The 17,567-nt window shown below is 68.9% G+C and carries 17 protein-coding genes and 1 pseudogene; 8 read left to right on the plus strand and 10 right to left on the minus strand.

Annotated elements, in window-relative coordinates:
• Positions 1-155: 155 nt before the first annotated feature.
• Positions 156-422, plus strand: a pseudogene (locus ACZ4WQ_RS03945) (hypothetical protein); the annotation flags it as partial.
• Between the two features lie 406 nt (positions 423-828).
• Here the strand turns inward: ACZ4WQ_RS03945 and ACZ4WQ_RS03950 are convergent.
• From ACZ4WQ_RS03950 to ACZ4WQ_RS03970, 5 genes are all read right to left on the minus strand, one after another.
• The gene (locus tag ACZ4WQ_RS03950) at positions 829-1,242 is read right to left on the minus strand and encodes a type II toxin-antitoxin system VapC family toxin (protein WP_468022011.1); all 414 of its coding nucleotides are present in this window, start codon (positions 1,240-1,242) and stop codon (positions 829-831) included.
• Positions 1,235-1,492 (minus strand): FitA-like ribbon-helix-helix domain-containing protein, encoded by a 258-nt coding sequence (locus tag ACZ4WQ_RS03955; protein ID WP_311722686.1) that lies wholly within the window; start codon positions 1,490-1,492, stop codon positions 1,235-1,237. The genes ACZ4WQ_RS03950 and ACZ4WQ_RS03955 overlap by 8 nt, the downstream gene beginning before the upstream one ends.
• Before the next feature lie 228 nt (positions 1,493-1,720).
• Positions 1,721-2,164, minus strand: coding sequence for a hypothetical protein (locus tag ACZ4WQ_RS03960; RefSeq protein ID WP_311722685.1), 444 nt, complete (start codon positions 2,162-2,164; stop codon positions 1,721-1,723).
• Positions 2,165-2,478: 314 nt separating this feature from the next.
• Positions 2,479-3,198, minus strand: a complete 720-nt coding sequence (locus ACZ4WQ_RS03965; protein WP_398369668.1) for a potassium channel family protein — start codon at positions 3,196-3,198, stop codon at positions 2,479-2,481.
• Complete coding sequence (locus tag ACZ4WQ_RS03970) at positions 3,191-4,561, minus strand: TrkH family potassium uptake protein (RefSeq protein WP_311722683.1); 1,371 nt, start codon at positions 4,559-4,561, stop codon at positions 3,191-3,193. The genes ACZ4WQ_RS03965 and ACZ4WQ_RS03970 overlap by 8 nt, the downstream gene beginning before the upstream one ends.
• Before the next feature lie 306 nt (positions 4,562-4,867).
• On the opposite strand from ACZ4WQ_RS03970, the gene ACZ4WQ_RS03975 reads away from it, so the two are divergent.
• From ACZ4WQ_RS03975 to ACZ4WQ_RS03995, 5 genes are all read left to right on the plus strand, one after another.
• Positions 4,868-5,290: a PepSY domain-containing protein gene (locus ACZ4WQ_RS03975; RefSeq protein ID WP_468022012.1), complete on the plus strand. Its 423-nt coding sequence runs from the start codon at positions 4,868-4,870 to the stop codon at positions 5,288-5,290.
• 260 nt (positions 5,291-5,550) lie between these two features.
• Positions 5,551-6,282, plus strand: a complete 732-nt coding sequence (locus ACZ4WQ_RS03980; RefSeq protein ID WP_468022097.1) for a response regulator transcription factor — start codon at positions 5,551-5,553, stop codon at positions 6,280-6,282.
• Positions 6,279-7,700 (plus strand): sensor histidine kinase, encoded by a 1,422-nt coding sequence (locus ACZ4WQ_RS03985; RefSeq protein WP_398369663.1) that lies wholly within the window; start codon positions 6,279-6,281, stop codon positions 7,698-7,700. Before ACZ4WQ_RS03980 ends, ACZ4WQ_RS03985 begins: the two co-directional genes overlap by 4 nt.
• A gap of 312 nt (positions 7,701-8,012) precedes the next feature.
• Positions 8,013-9,710: a DUF3105 domain-containing protein gene (locus tag ACZ4WQ_RS03990; protein WP_398369661.1), complete on the plus strand. Its 1,698-nt coding sequence runs from the start codon at positions 8,013-8,015 to the stop codon at positions 9,708-9,710.
• A gap of 185 nt (positions 9,711-9,895) precedes the next feature.
• The gene (locus ACZ4WQ_RS03995; protein WP_398370503.1) at positions 9,896-10,288 is read left to right on the plus strand and encodes a PIN domain nuclease; all 393 of its coding nucleotides are present in this window, start codon (positions 9,896-9,898) and stop codon (positions 10,286-10,288) included.
• Between the two features lie 547 nt (positions 10,289-10,835).
• Here ACZ4WQ_RS03995 and ACZ4WQ_RS04000 read toward each other — a convergent pair.
• The 3 genes from ACZ4WQ_RS04000 to ACZ4WQ_RS04010 all read right to left on the minus strand — a co-directional run bounded on the left by ACZ4WQ_RS04000 (position 10,836) and on the right by ACZ4WQ_RS04010 (position 14,903).
• Complete coding sequence (locus ACZ4WQ_RS04000; RefSeq protein ID WP_398369659.1) at positions 10,836-11,609, minus strand: LuxR C-terminal-related transcriptional regulator; 774 nt, start codon at positions 11,607-11,609, stop codon at positions 10,836-10,838.
• A gap of 130 nt (positions 11,610-11,739) precedes the next feature.
• Positions 11,740-14,040, minus strand: coding sequence for an MMPL family transporter (locus ACZ4WQ_RS04005; protein WP_398369657.1), 2,301 nt, complete (start codon positions 14,038-14,040; stop codon positions 11,740-11,742).
• A gap of 272 nt (positions 14,041-14,312) precedes the next feature.
• A complete protein-coding gene (locus ACZ4WQ_RS04010; protein WP_398369655.1) occupies positions 14,313-14,903 on the minus strand; it encodes a TetR/AcrR family transcriptional regulator in 591 nt (196 codons plus the stop codon).
• Positions 14,904-15,354: 451 nt separating this feature from the next.
• Between ACZ4WQ_RS04010 and ACZ4WQ_RS04015 the strand changes: the two genes are divergently transcribed.
• Together ACZ4WQ_RS04015 and ACZ4WQ_RS04020 are read left to right on the plus strand one after the other, a co-directional pair.
• Positions 15,355-15,612 (plus strand): type II toxin-antitoxin system VapB family antitoxin, encoded by a 258-nt coding sequence (locus ACZ4WQ_RS04015; protein WP_398369653.1) that lies wholly within the window; start codon positions 15,355-15,357, stop codon positions 15,610-15,612.
• Positions 15,609-16,022, plus strand: a complete 414-nt coding sequence (locus ACZ4WQ_RS04020; RefSeq protein ID WP_398369651.1) for a PIN domain nuclease — start codon at positions 15,609-15,611, stop codon at positions 16,020-16,022. Before ACZ4WQ_RS04015 ends, ACZ4WQ_RS04020 begins: the two co-directional genes overlap by 4 nt.
• Before the next feature lie 656 nt (positions 16,023-16,678).
• Here the strand turns inward: ACZ4WQ_RS04020 and ACZ4WQ_RS04025 are convergent.
• Together ACZ4WQ_RS04025 and ACZ4WQ_RS04030 are read right to left on the minus strand one after the other, a co-directional pair.
• The gene (locus ACZ4WQ_RS04025; RefSeq protein WP_398369649.1) at positions 16,679-17,095 is read right to left on the minus strand and encodes a PIN domain nuclease; all 417 of its coding nucleotides are present in this window, start codon (positions 17,093-17,095) and stop codon (positions 16,679-16,681) included.
• On the minus strand, positions 17,092-17,307 hold the full coding sequence (locus ACZ4WQ_RS04030; protein ID WP_311722677.1) for a type II toxin-antitoxin system VapB family antitoxin: 216 nt from the start codon (positions 17,305-17,307) through the stop codon (positions 17,092-17,094). Before ACZ4WQ_RS04030 ends, ACZ4WQ_RS04025 begins: the two co-directional genes overlap by 4 nt.
• Positions 17,308-17,567 lie beyond the last annotated feature (260 nt).

A 17,567-nucleotide genomic window follows, 5' to 3' on the forward strand; every position in this document is an offset into this window, starting at 1 on the left:
CGCACGGCATCCGGCGCCCGGCATTAATAACGCGTCAATATTGCCGGATCACAGCAATGCGGCAGGACGGGCGCAGCCGTCACGATGGTCGCGGGGGACACGGGGGACACCTCCGATGCCGGGCTACGGAAACTCCGGCACCGGAACCCTCGGGACAAGCAGCCGCCAAGGAGCTCGGCACCACCACCGAACGCGACACGATCAACACCGTCCTGCGCGAGGTCACAGCCCGCTACCAACGGCTGCGGGCTCTCGACGAAGCGCATGAGCGTGTGGCCGACGGCGCCTTGGACATCGACTTCATGAGCCGCCAGACGATGCCCGCCAGTAAGTCTCCCGGCGGGGAACGCGCCCCAGATGCGATACGGCTTGGTGGCTCACATTCTCCCCGGACCTCCCCCTTGACACCCCGACGAGAGTAGCTCTTTGCTGATTCTGCCAGCGCTAAAAAGCGCTTGTTTCCTCAGCGGTGGATATCTGTAGACATTCACGCCTGCGAAGGTGGATACCGATGTCCAGAATTCACGGAAATCCCTCAGATCCGACCCTCCCGGAGATCGCGAGCAAGCTGGCGGAGCTGGAGCAACGGAATGCGCATCTGCGCGAGCAGGTCGCGGCACTCTCCTGTAAGTCCGAGGAGGACGCGGAGAACAAGGACGCGTGCAGTCGCGGTGCCGAGACGTCCGACCCAGTGGACAGCACGCTTCGTGATCGCCCGTTGCGAGTCTCCAGACCTGGACGGCTGGGAGCCTCCGACCGGCCTGGCAGCCCAGCGCCGCCGCTTGAATGGCGGTCCAGACAGTGCTGCCGATGTTGAGCAGCCTTGCACTACTCGCCGGGGGCGATGATCTCCAGTTTCGGGAAGTAAGAGCGGAAGTCCTTTCGGTTCCGGGTCAGGAGCCGATACCCCTTCACCGCCGCATGCGCACCGGTGTAGAAGTCGGGCAGCGGAGACGTCCTGGCTCCTCCGGCTCGCCGGTACTTCAAGAACGCCTTGCCCGCGAGGAATCCGGCTTCCCAGGGGAGGGCTTCGCGTGCGTAGTCCTCGGCGGGGATGGCTGTGTCCAGGTCCTCACGGCGGGTGTACTGGATGGACACCTCGGCATAGATAAGTGGGTTGATCACCGCGCCGCCGTCGATAGCCTCAGCGATCTTCTCGACGGACCATTCGGCCCACTTCGGGTCGTCACCCAGCATGTCAAGCAGGACGCAGGAGTCGACCAGAGTCGGGACGTTACTCACCGCGCAGCAACTCCATGAGTTCGTCGGTGGACATGCCCCGGGTCTCGGGGTTGTTCGCGGTGCCACGGGCTCGCCGTACCGCACGCTGCCCGCGTGTCTCTTCCGCCCGGAGCACCGGGGCAGGGTGAGCCGCGTCGCGGGCGAGGAGGTCGAGAGCGTACGCCTGGAGCGACTTGCCGGCTTGAGCAGCATGCACCTTCACGGCGATGAGGATGTCGTCCGGGACATCCCGGATGGTCAATGCGGTCATACCTCCATCGTAGCTGCATTGCATGCATTGCATGCAATGCAGCTATCGCATGCAAAGCTCGCCCCACGCGTCCGGGGATACCCGCCGACGAAACCGCACCCGCTGAGCTCGATCGCAGCCGCGACGGCGACGGCCAAGGAACCGGTGGTCGACGCACGCCGGAGGCGCCGCATCCCCGGGAAGGGCACATTGCCGCCGGCGTGGTCACTCCTGCGTCCCCCGCACGGGTCAAAGATCACGCGGTCCATCGTCCGGCTCCGCCTCCGTAGCGGCGGCTGCTGGGGTGATACGGCGGTAGGCGGCGCGGGCATGGATGATGCGGGCCAGCGCCGTGCCGACGAGAGCCGCGGCACACAGGCAGGCGAGCCAGAACGTGTCACGGTGCCCGGCCCAGGTGAGGGTTCCCGCGGGCGGAATGGCGAAGCCGTTGAGGAACAGCCAGCACAGCACGGCCGTGCCAGGAGCGGCGGTGAAGCGCGCGCACAAGCCCAAGAGGCCGGCCAGCAGGGACAGCGCCGTCAGCGCAAGCCCGGGACGGTCCGTGCCCACGAGGGCGTAGTGCAGTGCGACCAGCACCATTGCCCCGCCAACGGCCGTGGCCCACACCAGCGGGGTGGCGACGGGTTGAGGAACAGGCCTGGGCCCGTAGCTCAGGGGCGCCCACTCGATCATGCTGTCGCTTCCTTCCGGTCCTGCCCCAAGCAGTGGGGGGTGCCTTCCCGGCGGCGTGGTCCCTGTCCGGGGATTGTTCCACCGCGCCCTCGACCGTGCCCTCGTCGGCTGAATCCGGATGCTCGTCAGGGTGGCATCGACGGTTGTCCGAATGAACATCAAACCAGGCGGCGGACACGGTCGTTGGGCAGCCCGGTACCGGCACGCGCGGCATGTCGTGGTGGCCGCTCCAGCACTCGGCCTCCCAGCGCCGACTGCGGTCCCCGGGACGACGAGGGTGGCGGGCAGTCGGCCTGCCCGGGGCTCAGCTCGGCTCAGCTGAGCTCGGCGAAAGCCTCCACAGCGGCGGTCTTCCCGGTGACGATGATGACGTCGCCCTTCTCGACCACTGTCTCGGCCGTCGCGTAAGTGAAATCCTCGCCCATGGGCTTGATGCCCACGATCGTGACCCCGTACAGGCTGCGCAGCCTGCTCTCACCAAGTGGAACACCCCGCACGACACTCGGCGCGAGCGTCTTCACCAGGGCGTAGTCGTCATCGAACTCAATGAAGTCCAGCATCCGACCGGTCACCAGATGCGCGACGCGCTCACCCATCTCGTGCTCCGGCAGCACGACGTGGTGGGCGCCGAGCCGTTCCAGAATCTGGCCGTGCTGGCGGCTGATGGCCTTCGCCCAGATGTTGGTGACGCCCGCTTCCAGCAAGTTGGAGGTGACGAGCATGCTCGCTTCGATATCCGTTCCGATGGCGACGACGGCGCTGCTGAAGTCCTCGACGCCGAGCTGCGCGAGTGCTTCCGGGTCGGTGCAGTCGGCCACCACGGCGTGGGTGAGCGAGTCGCTGTACCTCTGGACGAGCCGAGCGTTCTCGTCGACGCCCAGGACGTCCCAGCCGCGCCGCATGAGCTCAGCGGCGAGGGAGCTGCCGAACCGGCCGAGTCCGATCACCGCCACCCGCTGGTCGCCGCGCGGCGGCGACTGTCGCGCCGGCCGCTTGCGGCGGAGGTTGCGCAGGGTTCGCAGAAAATCAGCCAATGATAGGTCGCTCCTCGGGTAGCTGGTAGCGGCGGGTTCGCTCGCGCAGCGCCAGCGCCGAGACCAGGGTGACCGGGCCGAGTCGCCCGATGAACATCAGCACGGTCAGGATCAACTGGCCGGAGACGGGCAGATCCGCGGTGATGCCCGTGGACAGGCCCACCGTGCCGAACGCCGAGACGACCTCGAAGAGCACTGCCTCGAAGCGTGCTTGCGTCACGGTCAGCAGGGCCAGCGTGGCGGCCATCACCAGGCCGATACTCAGCAGCGCGACGGTCAGTGCCTGGCGCAGCACGTGCGGCGCCAGCCGCCGCCCCATGACAGCCGACGTGGGCTCGCCCCGTACCTCCGCCAGTATCGCGGCACCCAGTACCGCGAAGGTGGTGACCTTGATGCCGCCCGCCGTCCCCGCGCTGCCCCCGCCGATGAACATCAGTATGCACATCAGGAGCAGCGTCGACGGCTGAAGCGCACCGGTGTCGATGCTGTTGAAGCCCGCGCTCCGGGTCATCGTGGAAGTGAAGAACCCGTTCAGCACCTTGCGTGGGGTGCCGAATGCCCCCAGCGTCCCTTCGTTGTCCCATTCGAGCAGGCAGATGAGTACGGTGCCGGTGGCCAGCAGGATCGCGGTGGCGCCGAGCGTCAGCTTGGTGTGCAGCGACCAGCCGCGTCGTCCCGTGAGCCGCTGCCGCCTGCGGTGGCGCAGCAGCTCCAGCAGTACGGGGAAGCCGAGCCCGCCCAGGATGACCGCAGCCGCTGTGGGCAGGGTCACCCACGGGTCCTGCGCGTAGCGCGTCAGGCTGTCGGCGTGCAGCCCGACACCGGCGTTGCTGAAGGCCGAGACGGCGTGGAAGAAACCCAAGTAGGCGGCTTCCCCATGGGGCATGCCGTAGGCGAAGCGGAAGCGCAGGGCGAGGATCGCGCCGACCGCCAGTTCGACGATCAGCGTGGTCCCGGCCACGCCGAGCAGTACCCGGCGCACATCCCCGATGCCCAGGCTCTTGGTCTCCGCCTGAGCGGTGAGCTGCATCCGCAGCCCCAGCTTGCCGGACACCAGCAGGGCCAGCAGCGAGGCCATCGCCATGATGCCGAAACTGCCCACCTGGATCAGGCCCAGGATGACGCCCTCTCCGAAGCCACTCCAATACGTGCCCGTGTCCACCACCGCAAGGCCTGTCACACAGACCGAGGAGGTCGAGGTGAACAGCGAGGTGACCAAACCGGCCGAGCCCCGCCCCTCGGCGGCCACCGGCAGCGACAGCAGCACCGTGCCGACGAGAATCACCAGCGCGAAGGCGAAGACCACGCTCCGGGCAGGATGGCCGAAAAGGGCGCGGCGCACCGGCGTCGCATGTCGAGTCACCTGCGGTCCCTTCCCCTTCGCACCACCGCGGAAAGCGTACGTGACCCTCGACGGGCGTCCCGCCGCCACCTGACCCGAGGACTTCCCAAGTGGCTCCGGGCGGGGACAAGTTCGCGGACGACCCGCAGCACGGGCGCAGCGCTCCCACAGTTGGCCGGTATCCGTGCTGCGAAACATTGGTCGTTTCCTGGTCTGCCTCTCTCTATTTGCTGGGCTCGCTCTGGAGAGCGGGTTCCTAGGGTCATGGCTGTCCCCCGGAGGGCCGGTTCACGGACCTCCGCATCCCCACTGATCTGGAGACATCCGATGCGTGCCCTGCCCCGTCGTGTCCTTCTCGCCGCTCCCGCCGCCGTCCTGATGTTCACCCTCGTCGCCTGCGGTGGCGGTTCCGACGACAGCTCCAGCAGCTCCAACGCCGCCGACACCCAGCAGTCCGCCCCGAGCACGGGCGGTGCCGAAGCGGGCGGGGAGGCCGGAGGCGACGCCGACGACAAGAAGGAGCCGCCGCTGACCGGCGAGATCAAGCAGAAGGCCGAGGCCGCCGCGCTGGCCAAGTACCCGGGCACGGTCCTGAAGTCCGAGGTGGACGCGGAGAAGCCCGGCATGTACGCGGTCGAGGTGCGGAAGCAGGACGGATCGACGGTCGAGATCTACCTCGACAAGTCGTACAACGTCACCGGCACCAAGCAGGAGGGCACCGAGGAAGAGGAAACGGAGAACGCCGGCTGACGGCCGAGGGAGACGGAGGGAGCCGGCACCGCGCGGGTTCCGGCCGAAGTCGCCCACCGAGCAACCCTCGTTGCCCGGGGCGACGGCCTCCGCAACGTCTCCTCCCGGCGGTGGCGCGGCGCCGACGAGGAGGAGGACGGCGACCGATCCGGCGATGGCTGACTCCCCCGGCCGGACTCCTCAATCCATGCCCCTCAGGCCCCAGGCGGGTTCTCGTGAACGCCCCAACTCCCGTGGCACTGCTGTGCGAGCCTGTCGCCATGCGGCTGCTGCTGATCGAAGACGACGACCGGATCGCCGGACCGCTCACCGAAGGGCTGGGACGCTACGGCTACACGGTGGACCGGGCCCGTACCGGCGCCGCCGGCCTGACGGACGCCGCGGCCTCCCCGGACCTGGTGCTGCTCGACCTCGGTCTGCCGGACATGGACGGGCTGGACGTGTGCCGCAGCCTGCGGGCGAAGTCCGGCGTGCCGATCATCATGATCACTGCGCGTGGCGAGGAAGCCGATCGCATCGTCGGGCTCGAACTCGGCGCCGACGACTACCTGGCCAAGCCGTTCGGCGTACGGGAGCTGGTCGCCCGCATCCGTGCGGTCACCCGGCGCACCACCGGCGCCCTGCCCGTCGACTCGCCGGAACCCGCCGGGCCGCCCGCCGCTCCGGGGGGCGGCGCACAGCGGCTGGGGCCGCTGGAGATCGACCGTAGAACCCGTCAGGTCCGCCTCGACGGTGGTGAGATATCCCTGACTCCACGGGAGTTCGATCTGCTCGCGTATCTCGCTCAGGACCCCGGCGCCGTGCACTCACGTCAGCAGATCATGGACGCGGTGTGGGACCCGCACTTCTTCGGCCCCACCAAGACTCTCGACGCCCATGTCGCCGCGCTGCGCCGCAAGCTGGGAAACCCCGGGTGGATCACCACCGCGCGCGGGGTCGGCTTCCGCCTCACCGATCCCGACCAGGACCTGCCGTCCGAGGCCTCGGGATGACCCGCCGCCTGCTGTTCAGCTACCTCGGCCTGGCCCTGCTGGTGCTGGCCGGGCTGGAGATCCCGCTCGGCGTCATCTACGCCCGCGCCGAGGTCTCCCGCGCCTCCCAGATCGTGGAGCGCGACGCCTCCATGCTCGCGGAGGTCACCGAGGAGAACATCGAGAAGGGCAACCTCGACGCGCTGCCCGACGTGATCGGCGACTACGCCACCCGTACCGGCGGACGGGTCGTGGTGACCGACCGCACCGGCATCGTCCTCGCCGACTCCCGAACGCAGGCCGGCACGGGCACGGATCTCTCCGGCGAGCCCGACATCGCCCGTGCCCTGCGCAACGAGCCCACCGTGGTCGCCGGGGACGACGTCCTGTCGGCCACCATGCCCGGCGCCTCCGGCACCACGATCCGCGGCGCCCTGCGCCTGACCTATCCGATGGCCGAGGTCACCGCCCGCGTCCACCGCATCTGGGGCGCCCTCGCGCTGGCCGGCGCCTGCATCCTGGCCGGGGTGGCGCTGGTCGCCTTCACCCTGGCCCGCTGGATCACCCGCCCCTTGCGCACGCTGGAGGCCGCCACCGCCCAGCTCGCCGACGGGCACCTCGCGAACCCGCCGGACACGAGCACCGGCCCGCCCGAACTGCGCCGCCTGGCCGCCTCGTTCACCCACACGGCCACCCGCTTGCAGCACCTGCTCGAGGCCCAGCACGCGTTCGCCTCGGAAGCCTCCCACCAGCTCAAGACCCCGCTGACCGCGCTGCGCCTGCGGCTGGAGAACTTCGAGCCCTACCTCGACCCTCGCGCCCACGGCAGCCTGGAGGAGTCCGTCGGCGAGGTCGAGCGCCTCGGCCGCATGGTCCAGGGCCTGCTCGCGCTGGCCCGGCTCGAGAACGCGGCGACCACCGCCGAACCGGTGGACCTGGACGCGGTCCTGACCGAGCGCGCCGCGATGTGGGAGCCGCTCGCCGCCGAACAGCACGTCGCCGTCAGCATCACCGGCGTACCGGCGGGCCGGGTATGGGCGATTCCAGGGGCCCTGGAGCAGATCATCGACAACCTGGTGGCCAACGCCCTGCGCGTCTCACCGCCCGGCACCACCATCGCTCTGGCCCGCACCCCCGGCGCCGAACTCCACATCGTCGACCAGGGTCCGGGAATGTCCGCGTCCGACCGCGAGCGCGCCTTCGACCGCTTCTGGCGCGCCTCCGACACCCACCACGACGGCACGGGCCTCGGCCTGCCCATCGTCCGCCACCTCGTCCGCGCCTCCGGCGGCGAGATCACCCTGCACGACGCTCCCGGCGGCGGCCTGGACGCCCGAGTCCGCCTGCGGCCTACGGTCGGCGGGCGGTCGCGAACAGGGAACGGGACGTCGCGTTCGGCGCAGACAAGACGGCGGCAGCACGCTGATCACGGTGCGTAGGGTTCGAACGTCTGCCTCGCCGGCGGTGCCACCGGTGAACCGGGAGCGAACCCGAGGGCACGCCTGCTCGCACCTTGGGTCTGCACGTCCAGGGCACGGTCCCATGCCTCGAGCGAGAGCCGCATATCGGAGCGCACGCGGGTCAACTCCCGTACAAACAGCTCGGCCTCCTGCGGATCGCAGGCGAATTTCCCAGCCATCGGCTCGTGACCTCCCCCGTGAGATCTTTACGTGATAGCACCACTGGATAACCTGCTGCCAGGCCGGCGCGCGGGGTGCCGGCCGGTGGGCGATTGCATGAGGAGCACGGTTGTGGAGACGGATTCCCAGGGGGCCGGGCGGCTGGTGGCCGGCCGGTACCGACTGGCAGGCGGGCTGGGCCAGGGCGGGATGGGAGTGGTCTGGAGGGCGACCGATGAGCTGATCGGACGGGTTGCGGCAGTCAAGGAGTTGCGTACTCCGCCAGGGCTGTCGGCCGAGGAGCGGTCGACGTTCGGCGAACGGGCCTTGCGCGAGGCCCATACGGCGGGTCGGCTCAACCATCCCGGTGTTGTGGCGATCTACGATCTCGTGCCGGCGACGTCCGAGGACGACGCTGTCTACATCGTCATGGAGCTGGTGGAGGCACCCTCGCTGGCGGAGCTCCTGGAGTGGTACAGGACTCTGCCCCAGGAGCGAGTGGTCCCTATAGCCGGTCAGTTGCTGGCCGCTTTGAACGCGGCGCACTCGATCGGACTCGTGCACCGGGACATCAAGCCCAGCAATGTCATGGTGCTGCCCGGCGACCACGTCAAGCTCGTCGACTTCGGCATCGCTCACGCCATGGACGACACCCGCCTGACCCGCGACGGCGTCGCCGGCTCGACCGGCTATATGGCCCCGGAACTGTTCCAGGGCGCTGGTCCCTCTCCCGCGACGGATCTATGGTCACTCGGCGCCACCTTGTTCCACGCCACAGAGGGACACGACCCATTCGCCCGCGAGACCCCGGCCGCCACCCTGCACGCCATCCTCCACGACGACCTGCCGCCGCTGAACAGCCACCCCCCGCTCTCCACACTCATCACCGGCCTCCTCACTCGCGACACCACCGCCCGGATGACCAGCGACGAAGCCGGCACCCTGCTCGCATCCGCCCCCACCGCACCGCCCCCGGCAGAACCGCCCCGCCCAGGCCAGACGACGGGTGAGGGCCACACCACCGCTGCCAGGCCGATGACGACGCCACCGCATACGCCGTCAGCTCCACCGGCACACTCCCCCCAAGCCACCTGGGAGGGCCACCCGACCGCCATCGGACAGCACGCCTACGCCGCCCACGCGCCCGGCCCCATGCCGTACGCCCCACCGGCTCACCCCCCGACCCCCACGCCCGGGGCGGAGAAGCAAGGGGCCATGTGGATCGCCCTTGCGGTGGTGGTGGCGCTTCTTCTGGGAGGTGGAGCCTTCTTCCTCCTCAGAGACGACTCCGACAACGACGCAAAGTCTGAACAGCAGGCGGAAAAAGCTACGCCCACGCGCACGTCCACGTCCACGCCCACGTCCACGCCCACGTCCACGCCCCAGGGGGCTGGGGCCGCCGGTGAGAAGACGTGGCCCAACCTGAGCCAGAACCACGTCACCGACCCGATCAGCTACCCCATGACGCCTCCCGCCGGCGGCGACCACGACCCCGCCTGGCAGAACTGCAACGGCGACGTCTACAGCAGCCAGATCCGCGACGAGAACGCCGTGCACTCCCTGGAACACGGTGCCGTCTGGGTCACGTACAACGACAAGGCCGCCCGCACGGACGTCACGGCGCTGGAGGCCAAGGTGGCCAAGACGCCGTACACCCTGATGAGCCCCTACAAGAACCAGTCGTCACCGATCACGCTGACGGCCTGGGGACACCAGCTCGACGTCCAGAACGCGTCCGACGCGCGGGTCGACGAATTCCTCGACAAGTACGTCCAGGGCGCACAGACCCCCGAGCCAGGGGCTGCCTGCACCGGCGGGGTGTCCTCGTAGCCGCTGTGACCTCACCTGCGAGACCTTTACTCGATGACACACCTCGCCCACCTGCGGTAAGACCGGCGTGCGGGGCGCCGACCACCGGTGTCGGCTTCGGTGACCGCACGTCCTCGGGTCGCACATGCGCCGCGAACGGCTGGGCTGCCAGGCGCAGGCAACGCGGAACAAGTAACACCCACCCCCTGATCGACACCTCCGCCCTCGCCCGCGTCCTCGTCGGCCGGACCACGGCCGAGTGGGACGACAGAATCGGCGCGGGACTCGTCGCCCTGTGCGACATCACCGAGCTGGAAGTCCTTTATTCCGCACGCGCGGCGGCGGACCGGGAGCGCGTGAAGCACACGCTGAACGCCCACTACACCTGGTGCCCCACGCCCGAGAGCATCTACCGACGCGCACGCGTCATCCAGGAGCTGCTCACCGCCAAGGGCGAGCACCGTAGTGCGGGCCCCGTCGACCCGCTGGTAGCCGCCGCGGAAGAGGCGGAGCTGACCCTGCTTCACTACGACCGCGACTTCGAGACGATCGCCCGTACGACGGGACAGCCAGTACGGATGATCGCTCTCAAGGACTGATCGGTCTCAGGGATGGAGTCATGTGCACCCAGCAGCAGCCGCGGGTGGGACTCGAACCCACGGCCGACGGATTATGAGTCCTTTGAGGATCTTGGCGGTCCTTGCCGATCAGTGTCCGTTCACGACGTTTGTGCTGTTCAGGCCGGGTGCACCGTGTCTACACCCCTCAGTCTTTGCCTGTCTGTTCCTATCCTTGCGTCCCAACTGCGTCCCGACACCGCCCCCAGACGGCTAGGAACACCGGACAGTCGGGCGATTACGCCAGCTCAGAGATGGGTTCCGAGCCCGTCCGCAGCGGATTTCCTTTCCAACACACAGAGGCTCCGCCCCAAGCAGTGACGACGGAGCCTCTGTGATCAGCGTGGATGGCCCTTCGCCCGCCTGGTCCGCACCCTCCTGGAGGGCGATGGTCGCTGGAGGGCACGGGCTTCGGGCTATTCGAGCGACTGGATGGTTCGACCGGTGCGGTCCGGTGCCGTGAAGCTGAGCAGGAGGCCGAGGGCGGGGCCGATGACGCCGAAGCCGCCGAAGCCTGCGGCGCACAGCATCAGGGCCCAGAAGGTCTGGTCGGCCCAGAAGCGGACGCCGACATGGTCAGCGCCGGTGGCGGCCGGGGCCAGGAACCAGGTGAGGGGGAGGGACCGGCAGGGGTTGGGGGAGGCCGTACGAGTCCGGATTCGTAGGCGAAGACCACGGCCTGGACGCGGGCACGGGCTCCGATCTTGGTGAGGATCCTGCTGACGTGGGACTTGACGGTGGTCGTGGCGATGGAGAGCTGTGCGGCGATCTCGGCGTTGGACCGGCCGGAGGCCGCGGCCACCAGGACGTCGCGTTCGCGCTCGGTGAGGTCCTCCAACCGACCCTTCGCGATCGGGACTTCGGGGCGGGGGCCATGACGGACGGCGCGGATGAGGGCGCGGGCCAGGCCGGGCGAGACGACGGCGTCTCCGGCGGCCACGGTGAACAGGGCCGCGATCAGTTCGTCGGGGGTTGTGGTGGCGGGGAGGAACCCGTCGGCTCCGGCGCGCAGGACGTCGTAGGCGTGCTCGTCGCGGTGTGCGGAGCTCAGGACCAGAATCCGCGGCGGTCCGGAGTCGGGGGTGCGGGTCTGTCTGAGGCGGCGGACGGTCGTGGTGACGTCCGTGGGAGGCAGGCCGCTGCCCAGCAGTACGACATCCGGACGGAGGCGCTTGTGCATACGGGCTGTCTCGGCGCCGGTGGTCGCTTCGCCGGCGATGGTCAGGCCGGGCCGGGGGCCGAGGAGTGTGCGCAGGCCGAGGCGGTGCAGAGCGTGGGGGTCGGCGAGGAGGACGGTGATCATGCCGGACTGCTCCAGTGTGGGGGTGGGCGTCCACAGGGTGGTGGGAGCGGTGTGCGGGGTGCGCGAGGGCGGTCCGGTCGGGCCCCGGGCACGGGGGTTGTGCGCGTGCCCGAGGGCGTCGACGTACGGGTCAGACGCGGACGGGCTGGGGGTGGTCGTCAGTGCCCGGTCCTGAACCCGGTTCCGGAGCGGGGGACTTGGCGAGTTTCTCGCCCTCGACGTCCACGTTCGGCAGGATCTTGTCGAGCCAGGTGGGCAGCCACCAGGCGGACTTGCCGAGCAGGGCCAGGACGGCGGGCACGATGGCCATGCGGACGACGAAGGCGTCGAAGAGGACGGCGACCGCGAGGCCGAAGCCGATCGTCTTGATCATGGCCCCGCTGGCGCCGATGAAGCCGGAGAAGACGGAGATCATGATGACGGCGGCGGCGGTGACCACGCGTCCTCCGTCGCGGAAGCCGGTGAGGACGGCCTGCGCCGGCCCCTCGCCGTGGACGTACGCCTCCCGCATGCGGGTGACCAGGAAGACCTCGTAGTCCATGGCCAGGCCGAAGACGATACCGACCATGAAGATCGGCATCAGGCTCATGATGGGCCCGGTCTCCTCCACGCCGATCGCGCTCGCGAGCCAGCCCCATTGGAAGACGGCGACGACCGCGCCGAGGGCGGCGAGAACGGAGAGCAGGAAGCCGAGTGCGGCCTTGAGCGGGACGAGGACGGACCGGAAGACGGCCATCAGCAGCAGGAAGGCGAGTCCGACGACCAGGGCCAGGTAGGGAATGAGGGAGTCGTTGACCTTCTGGGAGAAGTCGACGTTGACCGCGGTCTGGCCGGTGACCAGGAGCCGGGCGCCGGTGTCCTTCTCGATGGCCGTGCCGGTGTCGCGGATGCGCTCGACCAGCTTCTCGGTGGCCTCGGAGGCGGGCTTGGACGACGGGATGGTGGTGACGATCGCCGTGTTCCCGGTCTGGTTGAAGCGGGCCGGGGCGACAGCAGCCACGTCGTCGAGCTTGCCGATCCTGCTGGCCACCTCGGAGGCGACCGTCTTCGGGTCGTCGCTCCTGGCGGCGTCGACCACGACGACGAGGGGACCGTTGAAGCCGACGCCGAAGCCCTCGGAGAGCAGGTCGTAGGCGCGGCGCTGGGTGGTGTCGGAGGGCTGGGCCCCGTCGTCGGGCAGGCCCAGGGTCATGGAGGCCGACGGGATGGCGATCACACCGAGGCCGACGACACCTGCGAGCAGGACGGCGACCGGGCGCCGGAGCACGAACTGAGCCCAGCGCAGACCCATCGGGACCTTCGCGGTGCTGTCCGCCGCCGCGGACTCCTTCTCGTACTTTCCAGCCTCGTTCTCCCCGGCCTCGTTCTCCCCGGCCTCGTTCCTTCCGGCCCTGCTCTTTGCGACCTTGTTCTTTCCGGCCTTGGACAGGACACGGTCACCGGCGAAGCCGAGCATGGCGGGTACGAGAGTGACGGCGATGATCACCGCGATGGTGACGGATCCGGCGGCGGCCAGGCCCATCTTGGTCAGCATCGGGATGTTGACCACGGCGAGTCCGGCCAGCGCGATGATCACGGTCAGGCCCGCGAAGACCACCGCGGAGCCCGCAGTGCCCGTGGCGCGGGCGGCGGCCTCCTGCTTCGGGTGTCCCTCGGCGAGTTCGGACCGGTAGCGGGAGACGATGAACAACGCGTAGTCGATACCGACCGCCAGACCCAGCATCAGCGCCAACACCCCTGCGTTGTCGCCTAGTTCGAGGGGCGAGTTCAGCGCGGTGAGGGTGAGGAAGCCGATGCCGACGCCGATGAGCGCGGTCAGCAGCGACAGTCCGGCGGCAACCAGGGAGCCGAAGGTGATGACCAGGACGATCGCCGCGACGATCACGCCGATGACCTCGGCGGCCGCGCCGTGGGACGCCACCTTGACGGCGTTTCCGCCGGCTTCCACGGTCAGCCCGGACTCACGCGCCTGCTCGACGGTCTTGTCGAGCGCATCGTGGGAGTCGGAGTCGACCTCGGCCGCGGTCACCTTGTAGGTGACGGAGATGTACGCGGTGGAGCCGTCCTTGCTGATGGCCCCTGCGGTGTAGGGGTCGACGGCGGAGGCGACCTGGTCGGAGCCACTCGCGATCTCCTCGGTGACCTTCTGCACCTCGGCCTTGTTGGCCGCGGTGGTCATCGTCTGCCCCTCGGGGGCCTTGAAGACGATCCGGGCGGTCGCTCCGTCCGAAGCGGAGCCGGGGAACCGCTGGTCCAGCAGGTCGAACGCTTTCTGGGACTCCGCTCCGGGCAGGGCGAAGGGCAGTGCCTTCATGGCCGGCGCGCTGAGGGCGGCGATGATGGCCGCGCCCAGCAGGGCGAGCCAGACGAGGAGGACGACGGGGCGTCGCCGGAAGGCGGTATTACCCAGTCTGTACAGGAATATAGCCATGGTGGAGCTCTCTCGGGGTCAGGTCGTTGGGAATGCCCGTCAGGACATGAGGGCGTGCGGGGGTGGCCCGACGACGTGAGCGGTGCGCGTCAGGTGGGGGTGTGTGCGGTTGTGCGGGGACGCGGAAAGAGGGAAGGGCGCCTCATCGCGGGGCCGTCATTGGCCGGACAGGGCGCGGGAAGCCGACGGCGCGGGAAGGCCGGGCGGGAAAGGCGCGCGGTACACGCCGATGTTGGGGGAGGTCGGTGCGTGAGGACCCGGATACGGGCGGGTCAGATACCGAGTGCGGGGAAGACCAGTGCTTCCATGCTCCGCCTGAGGTCGTCCTGGGTCATCGCCGTGTCGCTCAGCAGTGGGCGGGCGACGATGAGGCTGACCAGCATCGGCGGGACGAGGTCCAGCGCCGGGTTGTCCGCGGCGACCTCGCCTCGGTGGACGCCACGCCGGAGGATGGCGCCGATGTCGTCGAGGGCCGGGTTGAGCCTCACCTCTCTCAGGGTGCGACGGAGTTCGGGGTTGCCGTAGATCGCGTGGCCCACGCTCAGTTGCAGAGCGGCGTCCCGCGCGAGTTGATTGTCGTCGGCGTGCTCCACCATCACGTACAGGTCGCCGCGCAGCGAACCGGTGTCGATCAGGTCGACGCGTGTCGGCCTGCGGAACTCCACGGCCGCGGCGACCAGTTGCGGCTTGCCTCCCCAGTCGCGGTAGAGGGTGGCCTTGCTGAACCGTGCGCGGGTGGCCACGGCCTCCATCGAAAGGGCCTCGTATCCGACCTCCCGCAGGAGGTCGAGCACGGCGTCGTAGAGCTGTGCCGCGCGCAGGGGGGTGAAGCGGCTGCCTCGAGCGGTGGGCTGCTCGGCCATGACCTGCTCCTTCCCTGTGCAAAACGGTGCCGTTTTCTTTGGATGGCACCAGGCTAGCGAGACCGCGGAGAAAACGGTGCCGTTTCCTAAGTGGCGTGGGTCACATATCGCTGGCAGCGGCTTCGCCCCCGGGGAGCGGACCCTCCCGGTCGGCCGCGACGTTCGCAGCGAGGACGGTGAAGGGCACCCCACGGGCGCCCAGGGCCACCGCGGCGCCGTGATCGGCCTGTACGGCGTCGGCGTAGCGGCCGGTGGCGAGCACATCGCGGATCTCACCGGCGGGGACGCCCAGGCTTCAGAAGGATCTTGGCGACCCGAGTCGGAGATTCGCCGACAGAAGCGGGCGAGGGGGCGAGGGCCACTTCCTGACCGCATCCGCGCCACCAGAAAGATACAAAGGATCTTGTATCTTGATGCACTTCGACTGATACACGAAGAAGGGGGGCTCACCATGAGTCGCACCGTCATCGATCTCGACGACGAGGCCCTGGAGGCAGCCGCCAGGGAACTCGGGACCACCACCAAGCGCGACACCATCAACACGGCCCTACGGGAGATCACAGCCCGCTACCGACGCCTGCGCGCTCTCGAAGAGGCCCGCGGACTCGTGGCCGACGGCGCCCTGGACATGGATCTGCTGCTGGACAAGCGCGCCTACCGCCCCACGAGCGCGACAAGCGACGACCGCGGCAGCGGAGCGGACGAGTGACCGTCGCCGACTACCTCATCGACACCTCCGCCCTCGCCCGCGTCCTGCTCCGCCAGAACACAGCCGAGTGGGACGACAGGATCGGCGCCGGTCTCGTCGCGATCTGTGACATCACGGAACTCGAGGTCCTTTACTCGGCCCGTTCGGCCGCAGACCGTACGCATTTGAAGGCGGCGCTCGACGCCCACTACACCTGGTGCCCCATGCCGGACGGCGTCTACCGCCGCTCCCGCACCGTCCAGGAACAACTGACCGCAAAGGGGGAACACCGCAGCGCGGGTCCCGTCGGTCTTCTCGTGGCCGCCGCAGCCGAGGAGGCGGGGCTCACACTGCTCCACTGCGACCGCGACTTCGAAACCATCGCCCGCACGACAGGGCAGCCGGTCCGCATGATCGACCTCAGGCAGTAGAACTCCGCGAAAGCACAGCGGAAGTCCGAGCCTCTCACCGGGACGACGGCGTTGCCCAGCGTCATGACGCCAGTCTGCGGCCCCGAGCACACGTCTCGTCCGTCCGGCCCCTCCCCGGCGCCCAGCTCGGGCAGCGGCAGTGGACCACCAGTCGTGCACCGACCCCGCCGCCGAGGCCAGAGCGGCGCCAACCAACCCTGATGGCCACGGCGTCGAACTCACGAGCAGCGGATTCAGTCCGTTGGCCCAAAGTCCTGAATCCGCACGCCCGCTGCGACGTTTCCGCAGCTCAGAGACCCACTGGATGGGGCGGGTGGGACTCGAACCCACGGCCGACGGATTATGAGTCCTTTGAGGATTGTCCGTGATCTTCCCGATCCTGCCTTATGCTTCCCGTTTTTGCAGGTCAGAGGCGTATTTCCGGCCGGTAACGACCTGGCCTTTCCTGATCCTTCCTGGTCGTTCCGGCCCCTGGGCCCCTCTTGGGCTCTGCCGGGCCCCCTCTCCGAGCCACTGAAGGGCCGACCACTGCTGTGAGCAGGAGGAAACCGAACCAAGCAGCGAAGTGCTTTCCCTCGTGCTCAGGCTCCGCCTCCGCCGCCAGGGCGGAAGTGAAGGGCGGCAGGCAGAGCGCGCCGCGCGAGCCGAGAGGGGCCTCAGTCTGCTGTTCCAGAGGGCACAACCCATCGCGTCGGCTGCCCCGTCACGGCTGCGATCATGTCGTAGTCGCCGTCGTAGTGCAGGACGATCACGCCGTGACGTTCGGCGGTCGCCGCGATCACGAGGGCCGATACCGAGAGAGCCTTCCAGTTACCGGCCGCGATGAGCTGGGTCTGCACATCCAGGGCACGGTCCCATGCCTCATCGGGGGTCGGAAGCCAGTCGAACCCGCGCATCTCGTCGCGAATGCGCTCCGCGTCGGCCTTCGACCGGGCACTGTGCAACACCTCGAGTTCGACGGCGCCACACACGGCAAGCAGGCCCGCATTGTGCAGCGGCTCGATCACCGCACGAACAGCTGACTTCGGGTAACGGGCAAGTGCGGACTTGTCGATGAGGTAGCAATCGGTCATGCGGCCTGGTGCGGATCAGCTGGAGTCTCAACGGGACCCGTCAGGTCCGGCAGGCCACCTTCGGCAATCCAGTTCAGGAACGATGCACGCTTACGCCTCTTGATCGCGTCCTCCAGCGCGGCGTTCACCGTCGCAACCTTGGTCGTGGTCCCAAAGATCTCCGCGGCCTCGGCAAGCTTCTCGTCATCGACATCGATCACGGTTCGCGTCATGAGTCCTCCTCCAGGCCGACGCACCCACACCTCCCGAAGATATCAAATTTCATGCCACCAGATATCGCCATTCGCTGCGCATGCGACGTGATGTGGACACGCCGCCGGACGCCGAGAGCGGACTGGGGACCTGGACGGGCCACCGGGGCCACGCGCTGATCGACCGCGCCCTGCACCTGAGCACCGACTGGGCGCGGGCTCTTCCCGTTCCTCGATTTCTGCCACCGAGACGACCAGGACCTGCACGACGATCTCTGGGC

This window comes from Streptomyces sp. NPDC028305 (genome assembly GCF_055569495.1).